Source organism: Flavobacterium calami (assembly GCF_038290035.1).
In the GTDB taxonomy this organism is placed as follows: domain Bacteria; phylum Bacteroidota; class Bacteroidia; order Flavobacteriales; family Flavobacteriaceae; genus Flavobacterium; species Flavobacterium calami.
On the sequence record NZ_JBBYHS010000023.1, the window covers coordinates 36,652 to 59,031 of the forward strand.

A 22,380-nucleotide genomic window follows, 5' to 3' on the forward strand; every position below is an offset into this window, starting at 1 on the left:
TTAATCTTAGTGGCTTAGAAGCTTAGTAACTTTGTATTTTAAAATAAATTTTGAATAACAAATATAAAATGCTAACTTTAAGAAAGTATTTAAAATTATCTATTATGAACAATTGGAATGAAGAACAACTACCAGAAGAAAATTCAAAAATGGGCAGTGAAATGAAAATGACGGATAATGAATTAACAGATCATCAGGAAGTCATGGATACATTTCTAAAATGGGACAGAAGTTTTTAAAAATCTCTTTTTGACACTAAATAAGTCCGTACTCGGCTTATAGACTAAGATTTAAATCAAAAGCTCAAACAGCTATTAGTTTGAGCTTTTTTTATTTCAGAAAATTTAAGCATAGAACCTCAGAGCCTTAGCGATTTAGAATCTTAAAAAAAACTTGCAAGTCGAAAGGCTATTTTGTACCTTTGCGCCGTTCCTAATTTTATTGAAAGTTATCACGAAAGGCGGAGGGAAAGACCCAATGAAACCTTAGCAACCCTTTGCCATAAAGAAGGTGCTACATTCTACTTAATACTGCAACGTATTCAAGATAGATAACACAAAATACATTACGTATTTCTCAAAAAACTTTTCCTGAAAACTTACAATAATGCTGAAACAGATTCAGTATTTCGAGCGAATCATTGGCGCATTTTTGCAGTCATAGTTCCCGCTTTTCGTTGCAATCTTTTGCTTTTTAAAGAAAAAAGCAAAAGGATTTCCACTTCAATCGGGGCTAATGAGCTGGCAATAGTGAACTTTTGGAATTAATGTAAAAAATATCGAAGCGAACCTAACAGGTTTTTAAAACCTGCTAGGTTTAAACTTCACAATCATAATAAAAACTTAGCATCTTAGAACCTCAGTATCTCAGAAGCTAAAAAAAGAAGCCATGGCAATAACAATTAAAGAAGCAATAAAAAAAAATATCCTGATCCTAGATGGAGCAATGGGAACCATGTTGCAGCGCTATAATTTCTCAGAAGAAGATTTTAGAGGAGAGCGTTTCAAAGATTTCCCGCATCCGTTAAAAGGAAACAACGATTTATTATCCCTGACACAGCCACAGGCAATTCGTGACGTTCACGCTGCGTATTACGAAGCGGGAGCAGATATCGTAGAAACCAATACATTCTCCGGAACAACAATCGGTATGGCCGATTATTTCATGGAAGATCTGGTTTACGAACTCAACTACGAATCAGCAAAAATTGCGAGACAGGTTGCGGATGAATTCACAGCTAAAAATCCAGAAAAGCCACGTTTCGTAGCCGGTTCAATCGGACCGACAAACCGTACGGCAAGTATGTCGCCAGACGTAAACGATCCGGGTTACAGAGCCGTAACTTTTGACGATTTGCGAATTGCATACAAACAACAAGCAGAAGCTTTAATGGACGGAGGCTGCGATTTACTTTTAGTAGAAACAATCTTTGATACGTTAAACGCAAAAGCGGCACTTTTCGCGATCGAAGAAGTAAAAGAAGAACGTAATCTGGATATTCCCATCATGGTTTCAGGAACGATTACCGATGCTTCAGGAAGAACACTTTCTGGACAAACGGTTGAAGCGTTTTTAATTTCAGTTTCACATATTCCGTTATTGAGTGTTGGTTTCAATTGTGCTTTAGGAGCAGATTTATTGAAACCGTATTTGAAAACATTAGCACAACATACACAGTTTAACGTCTCAGCGCATCCAAATGCAGGGTTACCGAATGCTTTCGGACAATACGATGAAACACCAGAACAGACTCAGGCTTTCATTAAAGAATATTTAGAGGATAATTTGATTAATATTATTGGGGGATGTTGTGGTACAACTCCGGATCATATTCGATTAATGGCTGAGGTTGCGAAGGATTATAAGCCGAGAGTGGCGCCAACATTTGAATAGAAATTGCAATGAAGCAATATAATAAACTTAAATATTTCATAGTCACTTTTTTTATTTCCCTTCTTTCAGTTATAGTTTTTACAGAATACAGAGATAAAAGAAATCATGAATATGGAAAAACATTTAAAGGAGAAACAATAGGACTTACTTTGAGAATTAAAAAGTCAGGTAAATCGAGTTTTTTAAGATATTGCTTTTATGTAGACAATAAAAAGATTTTAGGAGGGGCAGCTAAAGCAGATCATAATCTTGTAAATAAGTTTTATAAAGTAAGATATGATTTAAATAATCCAGAAAAAGGACATTTTATTATTTTACGAGAATTAAAACCCGATTCTATGACACTTGTAAAAGCGGGTTTTACAAAAACTAAATATTATGAATATGATGATGTAAAATCTGAGTATTTAGGGAAATGGAAGTGGAAATAAATTAGAAGAGCATAAATCGTCTTATGAAATCAAGTCTGCGTGAGGGATAGAAGTGAAAAGCCCGCAGACCAATGCAGTGATAACGAAATAGGTCGAGGACTTGTAACGGATAGCCCGGCCCTTGGGACACGCCCAAAATAGAATTGTAAAAGCCCAAAATAATAAAACTTTGCAAAATACAGAATAGCAAAAATGAACTTAGAAAAGCAACCCTATAGCGAACTTATCGATAAAATTGGCAGCTTGTTGCAACAAGGCAGGCAGCAGGCGGCGCAATCGGTAAATACTATTTTGGTGCAAACGTATTGGTACATTGGACAGCATATTGTAGAGTTTGAACAAAAAGGAAGTGAAAAGGCAGAGTATGGGAGTCAATTGTTTGAACGTCTTTCAAAGGATTTGGTACAAGCTCATGGAAAAGGGTTCAGTCGATCTAATCTTTTATACATGCGTAAGTTTTATCTATCGTTTCCAATAAGTGAGACACTGTCTCACTTATTGACTTGGAGTCATTATTTTGAAATTTTAAAAGCCGACTCTGAATTGGAAATTAGTTTTTACAGTAAACAATGCCAACACGAACGCTGGAGTGTTCGGGAGCTAAAACGTCAAATGAAAAGTTCTTTGTTCGAAAGACTGGCTTTGAGCAAAGATAAAGAAGGCGTTTTAAAGTTAGCCAAAGAGGGACATATTGTAGAAAATGCCGAGGATTTGATTAAAGATCCTTTTGTATTGGATTTTTTGAATATTCCGGAGCAATATCAGTATTTGGAAAATGAATTGGAGGAGAAAATTATTTCGAATTTACAGCAATTCATCATGGAAATGGGTAAAGGATTTGCATTTATAGGCAGACAATACCGAATGAATATTGGAGGGAAGCATTTTTATCTGGATTTGCTTTTTTACCACCGAATATTAAAATGTTTCGTTTTGGTTGATTTGAAAAGAGGCGAAATTGATCATCAGGATATTGGTCAGATGAATTTGTATCTGAACTATTTCAAAAAGGAAGAAGCAACAGAAGGAGATAATGAACCAATTGGAATTGTTTTAGGGGCTCATAAAAATCATATTTTGGTTGAATATGCGACTGATAGTATTACAAATAAAGTTTTGTTGAGTAAATATCAATTGTATTTGCCGGATAAAAAAACGCTTCAGAATCAATTGGATAAATTGTTAGAATAAGAAAAAATAATTTTGTTTTGAAACCGGGTTTGCGTGAGGGATAGAAGTGAAAAGCCCACAGACCAATGCAGTGAAACGAAATTGGTCGAGGACTTGTAACGAATAGCCCGGCCCTTGGGACACGCCCAAAATAAGAAACATAAATACCTATGAGGTTTTGAAAACCTTGCAGGAAAAGAAATAGAGAATAAAAACTTAGAACCTAAGCACCTCAGAAGCTTAGCAACTTTAAAGAAAATGACTGAAAAAAGAAGAGACCTTGTATTATCAGGATTAGAACCGTTGATTATTACGCCCGAAAGTGTTTTTGTGAATGTTGGTGAGCGTACAAACGTAACAGGTTCAAGAAAATTCCTGAGGTTAATCAAGGAAGAGAAATATGACGAGGCACTTGATATTGCAAGACAACAAGTAGAAGGAGGAGCGCAGATCATCGATATTAATATGGATGAAGGAATGCTTGACGGAGTTACTGCAATGACTAAATTTTTGAATTTAATTGCTGCAGAACCAGACATTTCGAGAGTGCCGATTATGATCGACAGTTCGAAATGGGAAATTATAGAAGCGGGTCTGAAAGTAGTTCAGGGAAAAAGCGTTGTAAACTCGATTTCGTTAAAAGAAGGAGAGGAAAACTTTATTCATCACGCCAAATTAATCAAACGTTACGGAGCGGCGGCCATTATCATGGCTTTTGACGAAGTTGGTCAGGCGGATAATTACGATCGTAGAGTGGAGATTTGTCAGCGTTCGTATGATATTTTGGTAAACAAAGTAGGATTCCCTCCGCAGGATATTATTTTCGATTTGAATATTTTCCCGGTAGCAACCGGAATGGAAGAACATCGCTTAAACGCTTTGGACTTTTTTAGAGGGACAAAATGGGTTCGTGAGAACCTGCCTCATGCACATATCAGCGGCGGTGTGAGTAACGTTTCATTCTCGTTTAGAGGAAACGATACGGTTCGTGAAGCGATGCACTCCGTATTCTTATACCATGCGATTAAAAACGGAATGACGATGGGAATCGTAAACCCTGAAATGTTGACGATTTACGATGATATTCCGAAAGATTTACTAGAATACGTTGAAGACGTAATTCTGGACAGACGTGACGATGCTACAGAACGACTTTTAGATTTTGCTGAAAGTGTAAAAGGCGAGGTAAAAAGCGATGAAAAAACGGTTCAGGAATGGCGTTTTGGAACTGTTCAGGAGCGTATTACGCATTCATTGGTAAAAGGAATTGATGCTTTTATTGAAGAAGATGTTGAAGAAGCACGTTTGGCTGCGACAAAACCAATTGAAGTTATCGAAATCAATTTGATGACGGGAATGAATGTCGTTGGAGATTTATTCGGAAGCGGAAAAATGTTCCTGCCTCAGGTGGTTAAATCGGCACGTGTAATGAAAAAAGCAGTTGCTTATTTATTGCCGTTTATCGAAGCAAGCAAACAAGCCGGAGACAAACAAGGAAACGGAAAAATCCTGATGGCAACTGTAAAAGGTGACGTTCACGATATTGGAAAAAACATTGTTTCAGTTGTTTTGGCCTGTAATAATTATGAAATTGTAGATCTTGGTGTAATGGTTCCTCCAGAGAAAATCATTGCAGCGGCAATCGAACACGAAGTTGATATTATTGGTTTAAGCGGATTAATCACTCCTTCGCTTGACGAAATGGTGTATTTGGCCAAAGAATTGGACAAACAAGATATTAAAATCCCGATCATGATTGGCGGGGCAACAACTTCGCGCGCCCATACAGCCGTGAAAATTGCACCTCAGTACAGAGAAACCGTCATTCACGTAAACGATGCTTCGAGAGCCGTAACGGTTGCAGGAAATCTGTTGGATCATAACCGAAAAATATATGCAGCAGATATTCGTGCAGAATATGATGCTTTTAGAGAAACGTTCTTAAATCGTTCCAGAGATAAAAACTTCCTGACGATTGAAGAGGCCCGTAAAAATAAATTACAACTGGATTGGAGCGAATATACTCCAGTTAAACCAAAAGTAATTGGCGCTCAAACCATCGAAGTAGAATTGGATGTTTTGGTTCCGTATATCGACTGGACACCATTTTTTCAGACTTGGGAATTGTACGGAAAATATCCTGCAATTTTAACGGATGAGGTTGTGGGTGAACAAGCGACTTCTGTTTTCAATGATGCTCAGGCAATGTTGAAAGTAATTTTAGCAGAGAAAAAATTAAAAGCAAAAGGTATTTACGGAATTTTCCCTGCGAATCAGGTAAATGACGATGATATCGAATTGTATGAAGGCCCCCCAACCCCCGAAGGGGGAGTTGCTCAGATTGAAGAGAAACAAACTTGGGAAACTGCAAATCCTGCTTTGTATGGAATTTTAAAAGAACATGCAAAAAACATGAGAAATCAACCAACCGAAGCCGAAAAAATGCTTTGGAATATTTTGTCTAACAAAGGAATAGAAGACTTTAAATTTCGGAGACAACATATTATTGGAGATTATATAGCTGATTTTGTATGCTTAGAAAAAAGGTTAGTTATAGAAGTAGACGGATCTATTCATGATGGTCTTGAACAAATAGGAAAAGATAAAGAACGAACAAGTTGGTTAGAATCAAAAGGGTTTAAAGTTATTCGATATACTAATCAGCAAGTTTTAACTGATTTAGATCAAATTATTGAAAATATTACGAGTGAGTTAAAGTCTAATGTTGGAGTTCCCCCTTCGGGGGTTAGGGGGCGGTTCTTAACGCTTCGTCAGCAGTCACAAAAAACAAAAGGTGCTCCAAACATCGCTTTAGCCGATTTTATTCTGCCAAAAGAAAGCGGAATAGAAGATTATATGGGAGCTTTCTGCGTAACAACTGGTTTTGGTGTTGACGAATGGGCAGCGGAATACGAAAAGAATTTAGACGATTACAATTCGATTATGGTAAAAGCGCTTGCCGATCGTTTTGCTGAGGCTTTCGCAGAATATCTTCACGAGAGAGTACGTAAAGATTTCTGGGGTTATGATGCTGAAGAATCTTTGACCAACGAAGAATTGATTAAAGAAAATTATAAAGGAATCCGTCCGGCTCCGGGTTATCCAGCTTGTCCGGATCACCTGGAAAAACCAACGATCTGGAAACTCTTAGATGTTGAAAAACAGATTGGAGTAACCTTAACAGAAAGCATGGCGATGTGGCCGGCTTCATCTGTTTCAGGATATTATTTCGGAAACCCAAAAAGCAGGTATTTCGGACTCGGAAAAATAAAAGAAGATCAGGTGACAGATTACGCCAAACGCCGAAATGTACCGCTTGATTACGCAATGAAATGGTTAAACCCTAATATAGCAGATTAAAAATAGTCATAAAGTCAAAAGTCATAAAGTCTGAAAGGACTGACTTTCGACTTTGGACTTTACAACTTTAAGACTTAAAATGAAAGTAACAGAACATATAGAAAACGCCAAAGGAAAAACATTATTCTCATTTGAAATTATTCCGCCTCAAAAGGGGAAAAGCATTCAGGAATTGTACGACAATATCGATCCGTTAATGGAATTTAAACCACCGTTTATTGATGTGACCACTTCTCGCGAAGAGTACATTTATATTGACAAGGGCAATGGACTTTTGGATAAAAAACTTACACGTATGCGTCCGGGAACGCTTGGAATCTGCGCTTCTATAAAACATAAATACAATGTGGATACCGTGCCACACTTGCTTTGCGGTGGCTTTACACAGGAAGAAACTGAATATATGCTGGTAGATTGTCATTATCTTGGGATCAATAATGTAATGGCGCTTCGTGGTGATGCTATGAAACACGAGCAGTCATTCGTCCCTAAAGACGGAGGGAATCATTATGCTGTTGACCTGGTTAGGCAAATCAACGATTTAAACTGTGGGAAATATCTTCATGAAGTGATGGATATCGACAACAGAGCCGATTTTTGTATTGGTGTTGCCGGCTATCCTGAGAAACATTTAGAGTCGCCTTCTTTGCAGTCTGATTTGCGAAGACTAAAAGAAAAAGTAGATGCCGGAGCAGATTATGTGGTTACACAAATGTTTTTCGATAATGCTAAATATTTTGCCTTCGTAGAAAAAGCCCGTGAAATGGGCATTACCGTACCAATTATTCCGGGAATTAAGCCAATTGCAGTTCAAAAACACATGCAGATTCTGCCTCAGATTTTCCGTATCGATTTACCGGAAGATTTGATTCACGAAGTGGATAAATGCAAAAACAACGCAGAAATCAAACAGGTCGGAATCGAGTGGGCAATCCAGCAATCAAAAGAATTAAAAGAAGCCGGAGTTCCGTTTTTGCATTATTATTCGATGGGTAAATCTGAAAATATTCGCCAAATCGCGAGTCAGGTTTTTTAATGTCATTGCGAGGAACTTTGTCAAAGTTTTAAACTTTGACAAAGTTTTTTCGCGTCATGTTTGTCATTCCGAGGGACGAGGAATCTCACTCGGGTGTCGACAAAGATTGGCGATCTACTTTGCTGAGTTTCTAGTGTGATTCCTCGTTCCTCGGAATGACAAAAAAGTTGGAATTTGGAATTTTTTAATTGGAATTTAAAATAACCATTATGAAACAAGAAGAATTACAGGAAATTGCCTCTCAGTTAAAACATCCAAAAGGAGAAAAAGGAATAGAAATGGCCAACATGATGAACGAAACGAACATCAATATGACCAGACATTCCATTCAAAATCTCAACATATCAAACGAAAATAAAATTCTTGAACTGGGTCACGGAAACGCGGGTCATCTTGAATTTCTTTTCGAACAGGCAGGAAACCTAAAATACTACGGCCTTGAAATGTCTGAACTTATGTTTCAGGAAGCACGCCGGATCAACCGAAATTTTGTTTCTCAAAAACAGGCTTTCTTTTCGCTTTATGATGGAAATACCATTCCGTTTGAAGATGAATCTTTCAATAAAATATTCACAGTAAATACCATTTATTTTTGGCAGGATCCTCAAAAACTGCTTTCAGAAATCTACAGGGTTTTAAAGCCAAACGGAAATTTCTGTCTGACTTTTGCAGAGGAAAGTTTTATGAAAATACTTCCGTTTACACAATTTGAGTTTGAGCTGTACAGTACCCAAAAAGCGCAGCAATTAATGGAGAAAACCGCTTTCAAAATTATTTACAATGAAACTCATACAGAAAAAGTAAAAAGCAAAACAGGTGAACTTGTTGACAGGGCTTTTACCACTTTTGTTTTAGAGAAATAAAAACCGTATCATTTCTTTATACGGTAATAATTGTTTTTTAGTGTTTAATTTGTCAAACCTTGTTAAAGTGACATTATGAATTCAGCCTTACAACATGATTTAAATAATTTTGAAAATATACTTGAAAAAGCCAGGCAACAGGCAATAGTGTTTTTAAACAACCTTGAAAATATTCCAACTTCAAAAAAAGAAACGATTGATACCAACCGTGAGTTAAACCACACCGGTTTGGGATCTTTGGCAGTCTTAGAAGAATTTAATAACAGACTTGCGCCTCTCATGGTAGCATCTTCAGGCCCAAGGTACTGGGGATTTGTAACCGGAGGGTCAACTCCGGCTTCTGTTGTAGGTGACTGGCTGGCTTCGGTTTACGATCAAAATACACAGGCAGTTACAGCTCAGGGAGGGAATTCTGCATTAATTGAGTTTGAAACAATCCATTTACTTATACAATTGTTAGAGCTGCCAAAATCATTTTTAGGAGGATTTGTGACAGGAGCAACCATGTCAAATTTTACCTGTTTAGGGACTGCAAGGCAATGGTTTGGAAAACAATACGGGAAAGATTTTGCGAAAGACGGAATTTCTGAACGTATTAATATTTTGACCGCTACGCCACATTCTTCTTCCATAAAATCACTTTCGATGTTAGGAATCGGAAGCCAGAATTATACAACAATCAAAACGATACAGGGAAATCGTGAAGCCATTGATAGGGAAGATTTAGAAAGAAATATTCAAAATTTAGAAGGAAAACCTTTTGTCTTAATTTCAAGTGCCGGAACTGTAAATACAGCTGATTTTGATGATTTTGAAGCCATTTTGAAACTAAAAGAACAATATAATTTCTGGTGGCATATTGATGCTGCTTTTGGAGGTTTTGCTGCTGTTTCAGATAAATATAAACATTTTGTAAAAGGCTGGGAAAATGCAGACAGTATTACAATTGATTGCCATAAGTGGCTAAATGTGCCATACGAAAGTGCTTTTTATCTTGTAAAAGAACAACATGCAGCTTTGCAGATTGAAACTTTTCAAAACTCAAATGCACCTTATTTAGGTAATCCGTTGGAGAATTTTAATTATTTTAATGTAGTTCCGGAAAACTCAAGGCGTTTAAGAGCTCTGCCGGTTTGGTTTTCATTATTGGCATACGGAAAAAAAGGTTTTCAGGATATAGTCGAAAACAGTGTCTCTCTGGCTTTGCATTTTGGGAATACTCTTATTGAGGATGAATCTTTTGAGCTTCTGGCGCCAATTCACCTAAATAATGTTTGTTTTACTTTAAAAGGCGATCATAATCAGGAAAAAGTAGCTCAGTTTTTATCTAAACTGAATGATACCGGAAAAGTATTTATGACCCCAACTGTTTACCAAAACAGAAAAGGAATCAGAGCGTCATTTGTTAATTGGAGAACAACGGAGAATGATATTGAAATTGTGATTGATGAAATGAAAGAAACATTGAATATTTTATCTTTATAAATCAGTTTAAATAAATTGGAATGAAATTAAAAATTAAATTTTACCTGTATTTATTTGTTTTGATTTTTTGTAATCAGGGATTCTCACAACAGAAGGAGCTTAAAATTCCGCTTTGGGAAAATGGCGCTCCTGGTTTTGAAAACCTTAAAAATGAACCGGAGCAGGCTCAGGACTGGTGGGTCAGAAATATTCATAATCCTTCGATAACGGCGTATTTTCCGGAGAAACCAAACGGAACAGCGGTGCTTATTTGCCCGGGAGGCGGACACGAAAATCTGGTTTTTAACTCGGAAGGAAAAGATGCTGCTGAGTTTTTAAACAGTATTGGTATAACCGCTTTTGTTCTGAAATATCGTTTAGCAAGAACAAAAGATTCCCCATATAAACTGGAAACTCATGTAAAGCTGGACGCCGAAAGAGCGATGAGACTGATAAGAAGCAGAGCTACTGAATTCAAAATTGATGTTAACCGAATCGGTGCAATGGGATTTTCTGCAGGCGGAGAAGTGGTAGCGATAATTGCTTATAATTCTGATAATGTTTTAAAAAACACTTCAGACCCGATTGATAAAATGGATGCACAACCCAACTTTCAGATATTGATTTACCCAGGGCCATTATTTATTCCAAAAGAAATTAAACCTGATGCACCGTCGGCTTTTTTATTGGCTGCAAACGATGATTCCTGTTGTTCGGCTCCAATAGTAGAATTGCTTAACGGTTACCGAAAAGCAAATGTTCCGGTAGAAATGCATCTGTACTCTAAAGGCGGACATGCTTTCAATATAGGAAAAAGAGCCAAAACAAATTCGCTGAAAACCTGGCCACAGCGATTGGTAGATTGGTTTGAAGATAATAATTATTTTGTGAAGTAAATTTTAAGAAAGAAAGCCCGTTTAAAATTTGGTTTAAACGGGCTTTCTTTATCTTAAATCTAAAATATTATTTAGTGATTTCCCTAAATACAGCTTCCAGATTTTTATTTTTTTGATTAAGCTGTAATGTTTTTAATCCGTTATCGTGTGCGAAATCAAAAACAGCAGGACGCATGTCTTTGTCTGATAAAAAAGTCAGCTCCCATAAACAATCGTGGATGTTTTTGTATGATTTTAAATGCGGGATTGAAGCAATTGCCTGTTCTTCAATTTTATAATCAAATTCAACTTCGATGACCTGTTCTTTGTCTGCCGAAATTAAATTGTCAAGTTTTTTGTCTGCTACAATTTTTCCTTTGTCAATAATGATGACACGATCACAGATAGCTTCGACTTCCTGCATGATATGAGTCGATAAAAAAACAGTTTTATCTTTACCCACATTTTTAATTACATTTCGAATTTCGATTAACTGATTCGGATCCAGTCCTGTAGTGGGTTCATCCAAAATTAAAACATCGGGATTGTGTAATAAGGCATTGGCCAATCCCACACGCTGGCGGTATCCTTTTGACAATTGTCCGATCTTTTTATGGCTTTCCGGTGTCAGTCCTGTCAGTTGAATTACTTCTTCGATTCTTGATTTCTGAACTTTGTAAACATCGGCATTAAAAGCCAAATATTCACGAACATACAAATCTAAATATAGTGGATTATGCTCCGGCAAGTACCCGACTGAACGCTGTACGTCTTTGGTGCTTGTCATGACATCATGGCTATTTACAAGGGCTGAGCCACTATCGGCAAGTAAATAAGTGGTCAAAATTTTCATTAAAGTAGATTTTCCGGCACCGTTTGGTCCCAGAAATCCTACGATTTCTCCTTTCTCAATTTTAAAAGAAATTTCATCTAAAGCTTTTTGCTCTCCGTAACTTTTTGATATGCTGTTTACTTCTATCGACATGACTTTTTATTTGTTACAAAAGTAAACAGAAATAGTCTTGTTTGCTACATTTTGGCTTTCAAAAGAAATTAAAATTGATGTTAACAACGGCATCGTTATTGTTAAAGGAATGCTAAATTAAAATAAACCCAAATTATGAAAAAAATTTTAGTGATGGCTGCATTGGCTATCTGCAGTTTTGCAAATGCTCAAAAAGGAACAATTTTAGTAGGTGGAAACATTTCTTACACGTCTGAGAAATATGAGTATCAGAATGGAGAAGAAAGAACTAATGAATTTAGTTTTTCTCCAAGAGTTGGTTACCAGTTTAATGACAACTGGACTGTTGGAGGTGAATTTACTGTTGGTTCTGCTAAAGAGGATTTTGACGGAGGAGATGAAATTAAAGACAACAACTTTAAATTAGGAGCTTTTTTACGTTACTCAGTACCATTGAATCAGACATTTTCTGCTTTTGCTGATTTCGGTCTTGGTTTTCAAAATCAAAAAACTAAAGAATACGATAATGGAAATCTTACTTCAAAGTATAAAGCAGACGGTATGTACGTAGGTGTAACTCCGGCTCTTTTTATTAACATGAAAAAAGGTTTTGGTTTGAACTTTAATATTGGAGGTTTAGGATACGAAACATTAAGTTACGATAATAATGGTCCTGATTATAGTAAATTCTACTTCAACTTCGGTCAGACTTTTAACATTGGAATTTCTAAAAACTTCTAATCTTAAGTTTTATATTCAATTTCAGAAAGCACTCCAGTTGGGGTGCTTTTTTATTAGTCAAAGTTTTTATGAAAACTAAAATTTGTCGTTTAGCCCTGATAGAAGCAGTATCCTTTTGTGGCAGTGTTTGCCGCAAAAGATATAGCGGATAGCAGGACTTGGGGTGTTTTGAAAACAAAAGATTTCTGCTTCTAAAAACATTAAAAATACGTCACGCAGGTGAAGCCGAAACGAATCATAACTACAAGAATTTTCGACTTCACCAGTTGACATAAAAAAACAAAAATTATCTAAAAAAGTATTATAAACTTACAGGATATTCAACTGCTGCTCTCATTTCCTGAGCCGCTGCAACCATTTCGATCAAAGCTTTTTTGGTCTCGTCCCAATGGCGCGTTTTAAGGCCGCAATCCGGATTTACCCACAACTGATCTACGGGAATTACCGCCGAGGCTTTCTCTAATAATTTTACCATTTCTTCGCTTGACGGAACCCTTGGCGAGTGAATATCGTAAACTCCCGGACCAATTTCGTTTGGATAGTTAAAATCTGCAAAGGCATCTAATAATTCCATTTGCGAACGTGAACATTCAATTGTGATTACATCGGCATCCATATCGGCGATGTTCTGGATAATGTCGTTGAATTCGCTGTAACACATGTGCGTGTGAATTTGCGTATCATCATTTACGCCCGAAGCTGAAATTCTGAACGCTTTTACAGCCCAATCCAGGTAATTTGCCCATTCTTCTTTTCGCAATGGCAGGCCTTCTCGAATGGCAGGTTCATCGATTTGGATAATTTTGATTCCGGCATTTTCTAAATCGACCACTTCATCACGAATCGCCAAAGCAATCTGAGTACAGGTTTCAGAACGCGGCTGATCGTTACGGACAAATGACCATTGCAGGATTGTTACAGGACCAGTAAGCATTCCTTTTACCCATTTTGGAGTTAAAGATTGTGCATATTGCGACCATTTAACCGTCATTGGGTTTGGTCTCGAAACGTCTCCGTAAATCACCGGTGGTTTTACGCATCGGCTTCCGTAGCTCTGAACCCAGCCGTTTTTGGTAAATGTAAATCCGGACAATTGTTCTCCGAAATATTCCACCATATCGTTACGCTCAAATTCTCCGTGAACCAAAACATCGATTCCGGTTTCTTCCTGAAAACGAATAGTAGCTTCGGTCTCTTTTTCGATTAAAGCGTTGTATTCCTGAGTGGTTAATTCTCCTTTTTTGAATTTCGCTCTCCAGCTTCTCACTTCAGCTGTTTGAGGAAAAGATCCAATGGTTGTTGTTGGGAATAAAGGCAGGTTTAAAGCTTCAATCTGGCTTTTTCTTCGAATATCGAAAGTGCTTTTTCGTTTGTCATCAGAAGCTGTAATGTTTGCAACACGGGTTTTTACTTCATTGTTATGAATTAATTTTGAAGTTTTACGGTTTTCGTTTGCCACCACATTTCTTTCGTAATCTGCCGAAAATTTCACGTCAACTTCGTTTGAAGCGAATTGTTTCAATAATACAATTTCGTTGATTTTTTGCTTTGCGAAAGCCAGCCATTGTTTGATTTCCGGAGTTAATGTCTGATCGTTTGTTTCTAAGTCCAAATCGCAAGGACTGTGAATTAAAGAGCAGGATGGAGCAACTAAAACCCTGTTTTCTCCCAATACAGCCGTTGCTTTTTGGATTAACTCTAACGATTTTACGAAATCATTTTTCCAGATATTTCTTCCGTCAACAACTCCCAAAGACAAGTTGACGTTTGAAGCCAGTTTTCCGGATTCTAAAATATCATCTAATTGTAAAGGACATCGAACTAAATCTAAATGAAAAGTATCAACCGGAAGCGCCAAAGCGGTTTCAAGATTTTCTCCAAAACAATCAAAATAATTCGCTAAAACAACTTTAAGTTTTGGAAAACGTTGGTTGATTTCGTTGTACACTTTCGTGAAAGTATTCCTTTCTTTATCAGTTAAATTTAAAGCTAAAAACGGTTCGTCCAACTGAATGTATTCGGCGTTTTCGGCCTGAAGTTTTTCAAGGATTTCGAAGTAAACCGGAAGCAAATTATCGATAAGATCAATTCGGTTAAAACCTTCTTCTTTTTCTTTCCCTAATAATAAATACGAAACAGGTCCGATTAAAACAGGTTTTGTTTTGATTCCGATTGCATTTGCTTCTTTAAACTCGTTGATTATTTTTTCTGAAAACAATTCAAATTTTTGGTTCTTAGTGAATTCAGGAACGATGTAATGGTAGTTGGTGTCAAACCATTTTGTCATTTCCATTGCTACAACATCCTGACCGTTTTTCTGAGATCCGCGTGCCATTGCAAAATACAAATCAAGTGATGAATTGGTTTTTGCCAATTCGTGATAACGCATAGGGATTGCTCCAACAGTCAACGTCAAATCAAGTACCTGATCGTAAAAAGAAAAATCGTTTGACGGAATCAAATCTACTCCGGCTTCAGCTTGTAATTTCCAGTTTTTAAGACGGATTTCTTTTCCGGCATCTATAAGTTCGTCTGCCGAAATTTTTCCTGCCCAGTACAATTCAGAGGCTTTTTTCAATTCTCTGTTGCTGCCAATTCTTGGGTAACCTAAATTATTTGTTTTCATTTTTATTTCAGTATTTTTTACTGAACAAATTTACATTGTTGGTTTTTAAAACTTATATTTGAGAGTTATTTCAGTAAAATGTGTTTTAAAAATGTATTTTAAAAGATTTAATTATTTTGAAATGTTTTGAAATGAACTTTTAGCCGTAAAAAAAACTATGGAAAACTTAGATAAAACCGATTTATTGATTCTGAAACACCTTCAGGAAAACTCCAGTATCAATACAAAAGACCTCGCCAGTAAATTATTTCTAACCGTAACACCTGTTTACGAACGGATAAAAAGATTAGAGCGTGATGGTTACATTACTAAATATGTGGCGCTGCTTGATAAGAAAAAAATGAATCGCGGAATGACCGTTTTTTGTAATGTCCGGTTAAAAGAACATGCCAAAAATGTCGGAAGCAATTTTGTAAAAGATATCGTAGCACTACCTGAAATTATAGAATGTTATAATATTGCCGGCGATTATGATTTTATGCTGAAAATATTAGTGAAGGATATGGAAAGTTATCAGGATTTTGTAATGAATAAATTATCGACCATCGAAAATATTGGAAATACCAACAGTATTTTTGTAATGGGCGAAATCAAACATAGCACGGCGTTGGCGTTTTGATGGTTTTGGAATTTGAAATAAATAATATCAATCCGTTTTTGTATGAATAAATCTATATATTTGATTACTTGATGTAGTTGCTAAAATAGAGAACAATGCTTATTTGTAATTAATTTATGAAGAATCAAACCATATGGACAAAATAAAAAAAATTGGGGCACTTTTAGTTTTTATAATAACTGGCTGTTCTTCAGGTAAAATAGCTGTGAAGGATGAAATCAATAAAAACAACACCAAAAAGGAAACCAAAATCATCGTCTTTTCTGGCGTAATTACTCAAAATGACATTTTTCTAAATTATCCTTCCAGTGTGTTAAAACTTGATAATGATATACAATTAATAGCTGATACAAGAAACAATCGCATTAGACAAGTTAAGGATAATCAAATTTTAAATTTTGCAGGAAATGGGCAGGACGAAAATATTGATGGTAAATATCAATTGGCATCTTTTCAAAATCCCGAAAGTATGGCAATAGACAGCAAAAAGAATGTTTATGTGTCTGTAAATTATCATCAAATCAGAAAAATAGATCCGTTGGGTAATGTGAGCATGTTTGCAGGAAAAAAGTACAGAGGCACAATTGACGGACCAGCCGATGGAGAAATTGAAAGCGCCAAGGAAACGGCTTATTTTCCATTAATTTCTTCTTTAAAAATGGATAAAAAAGATGTTATTTATGTGGCTGCGGGACATTTAATCCGTAAAATAACAACTGATGGATTAGTTACAACCATAGCAGGTCACAATAAGTCGGGAGATAAAATTGGCGATACAGAAAATGCTCTTTTTCATCAAATAAGTGATATAGCCTTAAACGATGAGGGCGATATTTTTGTGGCAGATCAGGTTAATAGAAAAATTAAGTTGGTGAAAAAAGAACATATTGTTTCTGAGTTTATTCCAAAAGGAGTAATCGACTGGCCTGCATCAATAGCAATCAACAGTAAGCAAGAAGTGATTGTGTTTGACAGTGCTAAAAAAAAGCTTTACAAATTTGATACTAAAGGAAAGTTGTTGAATGTCTTTAGCAATGAAAAACTATATAACGAAAATTTTGCTCATCACGTTAAAATAACGATTGATGAAAAGGACAATATAATAATTCCTTCTCAGAATTATATCATTACTATAACTCCAAATAATGAAGTGACACAAATTGGAGAGAAAGATGGAACACATAGAAATGGAAATGCAAATAATGTTACTTATCAAATGCCTTGTGATGGTGTTTTTGACAAAGAAGGAAATCTTTTTGTGGCAGATAAAGGCAATAATTTAATTCGTAAAATTTCTAAAAACGGAGTGGTAAGTACTTACACAGGTTCTGGTTTATATGGAACCAAAGATGGAAAAAACACAGATTGTGAATTTCAATACCCAAATGCAATTACAGCTGATAGCAATGGCAGGCTGTTTGTTTTAGATGGAGATTGGAAAAGTACTAAAATTAGGGTAGTCGATTTAGAGGGTAATACAAACACTTTTCTGGATAATAAAAGAAGTACTATAAATTGGGAAAGACCAGCCGACATAGTATGTGATTCTAATAATAACCTATTGATTTCTGATAGTGTAAAAAATACTATTTATATCATTACGCCTACTGGAAATGTTTCCAATTACTTTGATGTTAAAGATTTTAAACTAAACTCACCTCATGGACTGGCGCTTGACAAAAAGGATAATTTATTTATTTGTGATTCATATAATAATAGAATTGTAAAAATTTCTAAGGACAAATCGGTAAGTTTGATTACACCTAATAACGGAATTTTTTTTAATGAACCAGAGAATATAGTGGTTGATGATTCAGGAAATATGTATGTTACTGATGAAAACAGAACAAGGATAATCAAAATTTCTAATTCAAATGAGTCTGAAATTTATTTGAAAGGAGATATTCTGGGAAAAAATAAAGATCGTAATTTAAGTGAATATTATAATACTCTAAAATTAGAACAATTCAATAATGAAATTTACGTGTTTGATAAATATGACAATCAGGTAATTAAATTGAACTGAAACCTGTTTGTTAAAGTAAGACTTAGGGATTTTAGTATGCTAATAGCCAATAAACATTAAATAAAATGTATTTTTGATTCATCTAAATCTAAAATCATAATGAACTGGGAACAACTTTTATCACTAAAACGTCAAGGAGATACAACCAAAAGACTACGCGTAGAACAAGATGACACACGTTTGGGTTTTGAGGTCGATTATGATCGTATAATCTTTTCGGCTGCGTTTCGGTCTTTACAGGATAAAACTCAGGTAATTCCGCTTTCAAAAACAGATTTTGTCCATACCAGATTAACACACAGTTTGGAAGTTTCGGTTGTAGGACGTTCACTTGGGCGTTTAGTCGGAAAAAAAATCATTGAAAAATATCCTTATTTAAAAGAAGTTCACGGTTATCACATGAATGATTTCGGGGCTATTGTGGCTGCGGCCTCTTTGGCGCATGATATCGGGAATCCGCCTTTTGGACACTCGGGTGAGAAAGCGATTGGGGAGTATTTTTCGAAAGGTAACGGATTAAAATACAAGGACAAACTCACCGCAAAACAATGGCAGGATTTAATTGATTTTGAAGGAAATGCTAATGGTTTTTCTGTTTTAACAGGAAGCCGTCCGGGGATTGAAGGAGGGCTGCGAATTTCGTATGCTACTTTAGGAGCTTTTATGAAATATCCTAAAGAAAGCCTTCCAAAAAAGCCGACAAATAACATTGCGGATAAAAAATACGGTTTTTTTCAGACCGATAAAGTATTCTTTCAGGAGGTTGCAGAAGATATGGGTTTGATTCCGAATAAAGAAGATGGAGATCTCGGTTTTGAAAGGCATCCATTGGCTTATCTGGTTGAAGCAGCCGATGATATCTGCTATACAATAATCGATTTTGAAGATGGAATCAATTTAGGTCTGGTTTCTGAAGATTATGCTTTAGAATATCTGATCAAACTAGTGAAAGATAACATTGGTGTGGCTAAATACAAATTATTAGAAACAAAAGAAGACCGAATCAGTTATCTGCGGGCTTTGGCAATAGGCGCTTTGATTAATGATGCTGTTGATGTTTTTATTGAAAACGAAGAAGCAATTCTGGCCGGAAATTTCCCTTTTGCCTTAACAGACAAAAGCAAATACAAGGCGCAGATGAATGATATTATCAAACTGAGTGTCGAAAAAATTTACCAAAGCCGTGAGGTTATTGAAAAAGAAATTGTGGGTTATCAGATTATTCAAACCTTACTGGATAAATTTATAACCGCTTTTAACAACAAATATGAAGGAACCGCTTCAAATTACGATAAACTGATTCTTAAAATGCTCCCTGAAAAGCATAATTTGGAAAAAGGTAATTTATACGAACGCCTGCTTCATATTTGTCATTATGTTTCTCTTTTAACGGATGGAAATGCGTTAAAGTTATATGAAATGATTAATGGCAGAAAAAACAGTTAAAGCATTAAAAAGCATATACAAGACCAACACCCAGAACTTGTCTTAACTGGGTTTTTGGTCCGTCATCTACTTGTGATTTAGAGCCTGTTGCAGGATCTACAACATCTTTCTTAGTTTTGATATCATCGTCATAAATAATGTGAACCCCAATGTTTGCCTTAACATAAGCGTTAACGACAAGATCTAAACGGGTATCGTAATCTACGTCGACATTTCCAAACTGGTTGAGGTAATCCGTATATAAAGTCAGCCTGTTTTCGTAAAAAATATTTTTGTAAATCTCGTTTTTCATATATCCGGTAAATAAAATACCGAACTCGGCTTTTACTTTCTGACCGTCTTCAACTAAAATTTGATTGTCAGGATCAAGAGGGTCATCCATATAAACTGCTTTTTTAACACCAAAAGCTCCCTGGTTGGCCAAATCCTGATCTAAAACTAAAGTAGTTTTTAATGTGATTGGAGAGAAATAAAAGGTTCTGTTTTTTTTCTTGTTCGAATTTTCAGCCCCGGCTCCCAAAAAGATATAAGCAGGTGCAAAAGGTTTGGAGATAGCTTCATCGCGGTTTGGATATTTGTAACCGTTAGTAAACTGTGTATTAAAATTGAATTTTGCAGAATAAAACCAATTAGAGAGTGTGTCTTTTCTGTAACCGTAAGTGGAGTTAAACTGGATAGCATCGTCTGTTTTTCTCAGTTCAGTACCGTCTTGTTTATTCATTCCGTATTTCACAATCAGCTCGTTAAACAATTTATGATTGTCTTTGTTATATGTTCTGGTAAACTCCCCTTTAAACAATCCAGAGATAGAGCTGGTTCCCCCCGCACTCCAATTGACAAAAGCAATTTCAGAAATGTCAAAGCCAAGTTTGTTTTTTTTTGTCCAGTTAGAAGGGACCGGTGGTGCCTGGCCAGGGTCTAAAGTCGTTCGGATAATCTGTGAAAAACTATTTGAAGTAAATAAAAATAGGAGTAATAAAACGGTCGTTCGTAATAATTTCATCAGGTAAACATTTGATTTTGGCGGTGCAAAATACTATTTTTCGATTTCTGAAAAAAGATTTGCAAGACTTTTAACGTCAATTTTACAGAAATGTTGTTGCTCAATTACTGTGCCATGTTCGATAAAAGTGTCCGGAATACCTAAAATTTCTATTCTTTTTGCAAAATTATTTGCTGCTGCATAATCGGCAACAGCGCTTCCAAAACCACCAATTTTTGCGCCGTCCTCAATAGTAATAATATGGTCGAATAAGGTTAGTATGTTGTTTAACAGGTCGTTGTCTAATGGTTTTATAAAAGGAAAATCGTAATGCGCAATTGTTTCAGGATTACCTGCTTCTTTTAAGGCGGCAATTACATTATTCCCGATAGCCCCAGTAGATAAAACGGCTTTTTTTGTTCCGCTTTTTAAACAATTTGCTTTCCCGATCACTATTTTTTCATAATTTCCGTAATTTTCTGTTTTCCATTTTGGCAAAACGCCACGACCTCTCGGATAACGAATGGCTATTGGATGTTCTAAAATTTCAGATTGTACAGTATACAAAATATTCTGCAGGGCAATTTCGTTGATTGGTGCATAAAGGATCAGGTTTGGAATAGTGTGTAAGTACGCAATATCAAAAACACCGTGATGTGTGGCACCGTCTTCACCAACTAAACCGGCTCTGTCCAAACAAAAAATGACCGGTAAGTTTTGCAGTGCTACATCATGAATAACCTGATCGTAAGCGCGCTGTAAAAAAGTCGAATAAATATTGCAATACACAATCATACCCTGAGTAGCCATTCCTGCGGCGAGTGTTACGGCATGCTGCTCTGCAATTCCAACATCAAAAGCACGTTCAGGGAATTCGTCCATCATGAATTTTAACGAACTTCCGGATGGCATTGCAGGAGTTATTCCAATAATTTTTTCGTTTTTTCGGGCTAAATCCAAAAGGGTCAGCCCAAAAACATCCTGAAACTTTGGAGGAAGATTTTCTTCCGATTTTAGATGAATTTCTCCGGTTGAAGCATCGAATTTTCCCGGAGCATGATATTTTACCTGATTTTCCTCTGCTTGTTGCAGACCTTTTCCTTTTGTGGTTACAATGTGAAGGAATTTCGGACCCTTGATCTTTTTTAAACGATTTAGTTCTTTGATTAAAGTTGGAATATCATGTCCGTCAATTGGACCAGAATAATCAAAATTTAAAGATTTAATGATATTATTCTGCTTCGGATTTTTTCCGTTTTTAACTGCTGTCAAATATTTTTTTAAAGCTCCTACACTTGGGTCAATTCCGATGGCATTGTCGTTTAAAATAACTAAGATGTTAGCATCAGTTACTCCGGCATGGTTTAAGCCTTCAAAAGCCATTCCGCTTGCGATTGAAGCATCTCCAATTACGGCGATATGTTCTTTGTCAAAATCCCCTTTTAGTTTAGAAGCAATTGCCATTCCGAGTGCTGCAGAGATTGAGGTTGAAGAGTGCCCGACACCAAAAGTATCGTAAACACTTTCGGCTCTTTTTGGGAAACCTGAAACGCCTCCAAGTTGTCTGTTAGTATGAAAATTTTCTCTTCTTTCAGTCAGGATTTTATGACCGTAGGCCTGATGACCTACATCCCAAACTAATAAATCCTGAGGAGTATTGAAGACATAATGCAAAGCAATTGTAAGTTCTACAACTCCCAGACTTGCGCCCAAATGCCCTTCTTTTACCGAAACCACATCAATAATAAACTGACGCAGTTCCAGAGCAACCTGAATAAGCTGTTCTTCTTTTAAAAGACGTAAATCGGCGGGATTGTATATATTTGAAAGTAAATTGCTTTTCATTGTAAGGTAAAAAGCAAATTTACGGTTTTAAATTTAATT

Annotated in this window: 17 protein-coding genes and 1 riboswitch; of the genes, 13 read left to right on the plus strand and 4 right to left on the minus strand. The window is 36.1% G+C overall.

What is annotated here, in order from left to right; translation table 11 throughout:
- Positions 1 to 104 precede the first annotated feature (104 nt).
- The 9 genes from AAEO57_RS18575 (at position 105) to AAEO57_RS18615 (ending at position 11,113) form a co-directional block, all read left to right on the plus strand.
- Positions 105 to 239 (plus strand): hypothetical protein, encoded by a 135-nt coding sequence (locus AAEO57_RS18575; RefSeq protein ID WP_341694535.1) that lies wholly within the window; start codon positions 105 to 107, stop codon positions 237 to 239.
- 206 nt (positions 240 to 445) lie between these two features.
- Positions 446 to 557, plus strand: a riboswitch (SAM riboswitch).
- Positions 558 to 888: 331 nt separating this feature from the next.
- Positions 889 to 1,893, plus strand: coding sequence for a homocysteine S-methyltransferase family protein (locus tag AAEO57_RS18580; RefSeq protein WP_341694536.1), 1,005 nt, complete (start codon positions 889 to 891; stop codon positions 1,891 to 1,893).
- 8 nt (positions 1,894 to 1,901) lie between these two features.
- Positions 1,902 to 2,324 carry a hypothetical protein gene (locus AAEO57_RS18585; RefSeq protein ID WP_341694537.1) on the plus strand — a complete coding sequence of 141 codons (423 nt, stop codon included), beginning with the start codon at positions 1,902 to 1,904 and terminating at the stop codon, positions 2,322 to 2,324.
- 192 nt (positions 2,325 to 2,516) lie between these two features.
- Entirely contained in the window at positions 2,517 to 3,515 is a 999-nt protein-coding gene (locus tag AAEO57_RS18590; RefSeq protein WP_341694538.1) for a PDDEXK nuclease domain-containing protein, read from the plus strand.
- A gap of 237 nt (positions 3,516 to 3,752) precedes the next feature.
- Positions 3,753 to 6,854: a vitamin B12 dependent-methionine synthase activation domain-containing protein gene (locus AAEO57_RS18595; protein ID WP_341694539.1), complete on the plus strand. Its 3,102-nt coding sequence runs from the start codon at positions 3,753 to 3,755 to the stop codon at positions 6,852 to 6,854.
- A gap of 79 nt (positions 6,855 to 6,933) precedes the next feature.
- Positions 6,934 to 7,890 carry a methylenetetrahydrofolate reductase [NAD(P)H] gene (metF, locus tag AAEO57_RS18600; RefSeq protein WP_341694540.1) on the plus strand — a complete coding sequence of 319 codons (957 nt, stop codon included), beginning with the start codon at positions 6,934 to 6,936 and terminating at the stop codon, positions 7,888 to 7,890.
- 209 nt (positions 7,891 to 8,099) lie between these two features.
- Complete coding sequence (locus AAEO57_RS18605) at positions 8,100 to 8,753, plus strand: class I SAM-dependent methyltransferase (protein WP_341694541.1); 654 nt, start codon at positions 8,100 to 8,102, stop codon at positions 8,751 to 8,753.
- Positions 8,754 to 8,828: 75 nt separating this feature from the next.
- Positions 8,829 to 10,238: a pyridoxal phosphate-dependent decarboxylase family protein gene (locus AAEO57_RS18610; RefSeq protein ID WP_341694542.1), complete on the plus strand. Its 1,410-nt coding sequence runs from the start codon at positions 8,829 to 8,831 to the stop codon at positions 10,236 to 10,238.
- 20 nt (positions 10,239 to 10,258) lie between these two features.
- Entirely contained in the window at positions 10,259 to 11,113 is an 855-nt protein-coding gene (locus AAEO57_RS18615; protein ID WP_341694543.1) for an alpha/beta hydrolase, read from the plus strand.
- Positions 11,114 to 11,180: 67 nt separating this feature from the next.
- Here AAEO57_RS18615 and gldA read toward each other — a convergent pair whose 3' ends face one another.
- Positions 11,181 to 12,077 carry a gliding motility-associated ABC transporter ATP-binding subunit GldA gene (gldA, locus tag AAEO57_RS18620; protein ID WP_341694544.1) on the minus strand — a complete coding sequence of 299 codons (897 nt, stop codon included), beginning with the start codon at positions 12,075 to 12,077 and terminating at the stop codon, positions 11,181 to 11,183.
- Between the two features lie 135 nt (positions 12,078 to 12,212).
- Here gldA and AAEO57_RS18625 point away from each other — a divergent pair, with 135 nt between their 5' ends.
- Positions 12,213 to 12,797, plus strand: a complete 585-nt coding sequence (locus AAEO57_RS18625) for an outer membrane beta-barrel protein (protein ID WP_341694545.1) — start codon at positions 12,213 to 12,215, stop codon at positions 12,795 to 12,797.
- A 301-nt stretch (positions 12,798 to 13,098) separates the two neighbouring features.
- On the opposite strand, the gene metE is transcribed toward AAEO57_RS18625, so the two are convergent.
- Complete coding sequence (metE, locus tag AAEO57_RS18630) at positions 13,099 to 15,423, minus strand: 5-methyltetrahydropteroyltriglutamate--homocysteine S-methyltransferase (protein WP_341694546.1); 2,325 nt, start codon at positions 15,421 to 15,423, stop codon at positions 13,099 to 13,101.
- A 157-nt stretch (positions 15,424 to 15,580) separates the two neighbouring features.
- Here metE and AAEO57_RS18635 point away from each other — a divergent pair, with 157 nt between their 5' ends.
- The 3 genes from AAEO57_RS18635 (at position 15,581) to AAEO57_RS18645 (ending at position 19,514) form a co-directional block, all read left to right on the plus strand.
- Positions 15,581 to 16,042, plus strand: coding sequence for an Lrp/AsnC family transcriptional regulator (locus AAEO57_RS18635; RefSeq protein ID WP_341694547.1), 462 nt, complete (start codon positions 15,581 to 15,583; stop codon positions 16,040 to 16,042).
- Between the two features lie 133 nt (positions 16,043 to 16,175).
- Positions 16,176 to 18,068 carry an NHL domain-containing protein gene (locus AAEO57_RS18640; RefSeq protein ID WP_341694548.1) on the plus strand — a complete coding sequence of 631 codons (1,893 nt, stop codon included), beginning with the start codon at positions 16,176 to 16,178 and terminating at the stop codon, positions 18,066 to 18,068.
- A 99-nt stretch (positions 18,069 to 18,167) separates the two neighbouring features.
- Positions 18,168 to 19,514: a deoxyguanosinetriphosphate triphosphohydrolase gene (locus AAEO57_RS18645; protein ID WP_341694549.1), complete on the plus strand. Its 1,347-nt coding sequence runs from the start codon at positions 18,168 to 18,170 to the stop codon at positions 19,512 to 19,514.
- A gap of 4 nt (positions 19,515 to 19,518) precedes the next feature.
- Here AAEO57_RS18645 and AAEO57_RS18650 read toward each other — a convergent pair whose 3' ends face one another.
- Complete coding sequence (locus AAEO57_RS18650; RefSeq protein WP_341694550.1) at positions 19,519 to 20,517, minus strand: DUF3078 domain-containing protein; 999 nt, start codon at positions 20,515 to 20,517, stop codon at positions 19,519 to 19,521.
- Between the two features lie 33 nt (positions 20,518 to 20,550).
- Entirely contained in the window at positions 20,551 to 22,341 is a 1,791-nt protein-coding gene (locus AAEO57_RS18655) for a 1-deoxy-D-xylulose-5-phosphate synthase (protein WP_341694551.1), read from the minus strand.
- Positions 22,342 to 22,380: the final 39 nt, after the last annotated feature.

Bases quoted from the DNA above. Each gene is read 5' to 3' on its own strand.
- AAEO57_RS18645 (WP_341694549.1), top strand. From the start codon at position 18,168: ATGAACTGGGAACAACTTTTATCACTAAAACGTCAAGGAGATACAACC.
- AAEO57_RS18575 (WP_341694535.1), top strand. From the start codon at position 105: ATGAACAATTGGAATGAAGAACAACTACCAGAAGAAAATTCAAAAATG.
- AAEO57_RS18580 (WP_341694536.1), top strand. From the start codon at position 889: ATGGCAATAACAATTAAAGAAGCAATAAAAAAAAATATCCTGATCCTA.
- AAEO57_RS18595 (WP_341694539.1), top strand. From the start codon at position 3,753: ATGACTGAAAAAAGAAGAGACCTTGTATTATCAGGATTAGAACCGTTG.
- AAEO57_RS18655 (WP_341694551.1), bottom strand. From the start codon at position 22,341: ATGAAAAGCAATTTACTTTCAAATATATACAATCCCGCCGATTTACGT.
- AAEO57_RS18605 (WP_341694541.1), top strand. From the start codon at position 8,100: ATGAAACAAGAAGAATTACAGGAAATTGCCTCTCAGTTAAAACATCCA.
- AAEO57_RS18610 (WP_341694542.1), top strand. From the start codon at position 8,829: ATGAATTCAGCCTTACAACATGATTTAAATAATTTTGAAAATATACTT.
- AAEO57_RS18615 (WP_341694543.1), top strand. From the start codon at position 10,259: ATGAAATTAAAAATTAAATTTTACCTGTATTTATTTGTTTTGATTTTT.
- AAEO57_RS18640 (WP_341694548.1), top strand. From the start codon at position 16,176: ATGGACAAAATAAAAAAAATTGGGGCACTTTTAGTTTTTATAATAACT.
- AAEO57_RS18650 (WP_341694550.1), bottom strand. From the start codon at position 20,517: ATGAAATTATTACGAACGACCGTTTTATTACTCCTATTTTTATTTACT.
- AAEO57_RS18590 (WP_341694538.1), top strand. From the start codon at position 2,517: ATGAACTTAGAAAAGCAACCCTATAGCGAACTTATCGATAAAATTGGC.
- AAEO57_RS18585 (WP_341694537.1), top strand. From the start codon at position 1,902: ATGAAGCAATATAATAAACTTAAATATTTCATAGTCACTTTTTTTATT.
- metF (WP_341694540.1), top strand. From the start codon at position 6,934: ATGAAAGTAACAGAACATATAGAAAACGCCAAAGGAAAAACATTATTC.
- gldA (WP_341694544.1), bottom strand. From the start codon at position 12,077: ATGTCGATAGAAGTAAACAGCATATCAAAAAGTTACGGAGAGCAAAAA.
- metE (WP_341694546.1), bottom strand. From the start codon at position 15,423: ATGAAAACAAATAATTTAGGTTACCCAAGAATTGGCAGCAACAGAGAA.
- AAEO57_RS18625 (WP_341694545.1), top strand. From the start codon at position 12,213: ATGAAAAAAATTTTAGTGATGGCTGCATTGGCTATCTGCAGTTTTGCA.
- AAEO57_RS18635 (WP_341694547.1), top strand. From the start codon at position 15,581: ATGGAAAACTTAGATAAAACCGATTTATTGATTCTGAAACACCTTCAG.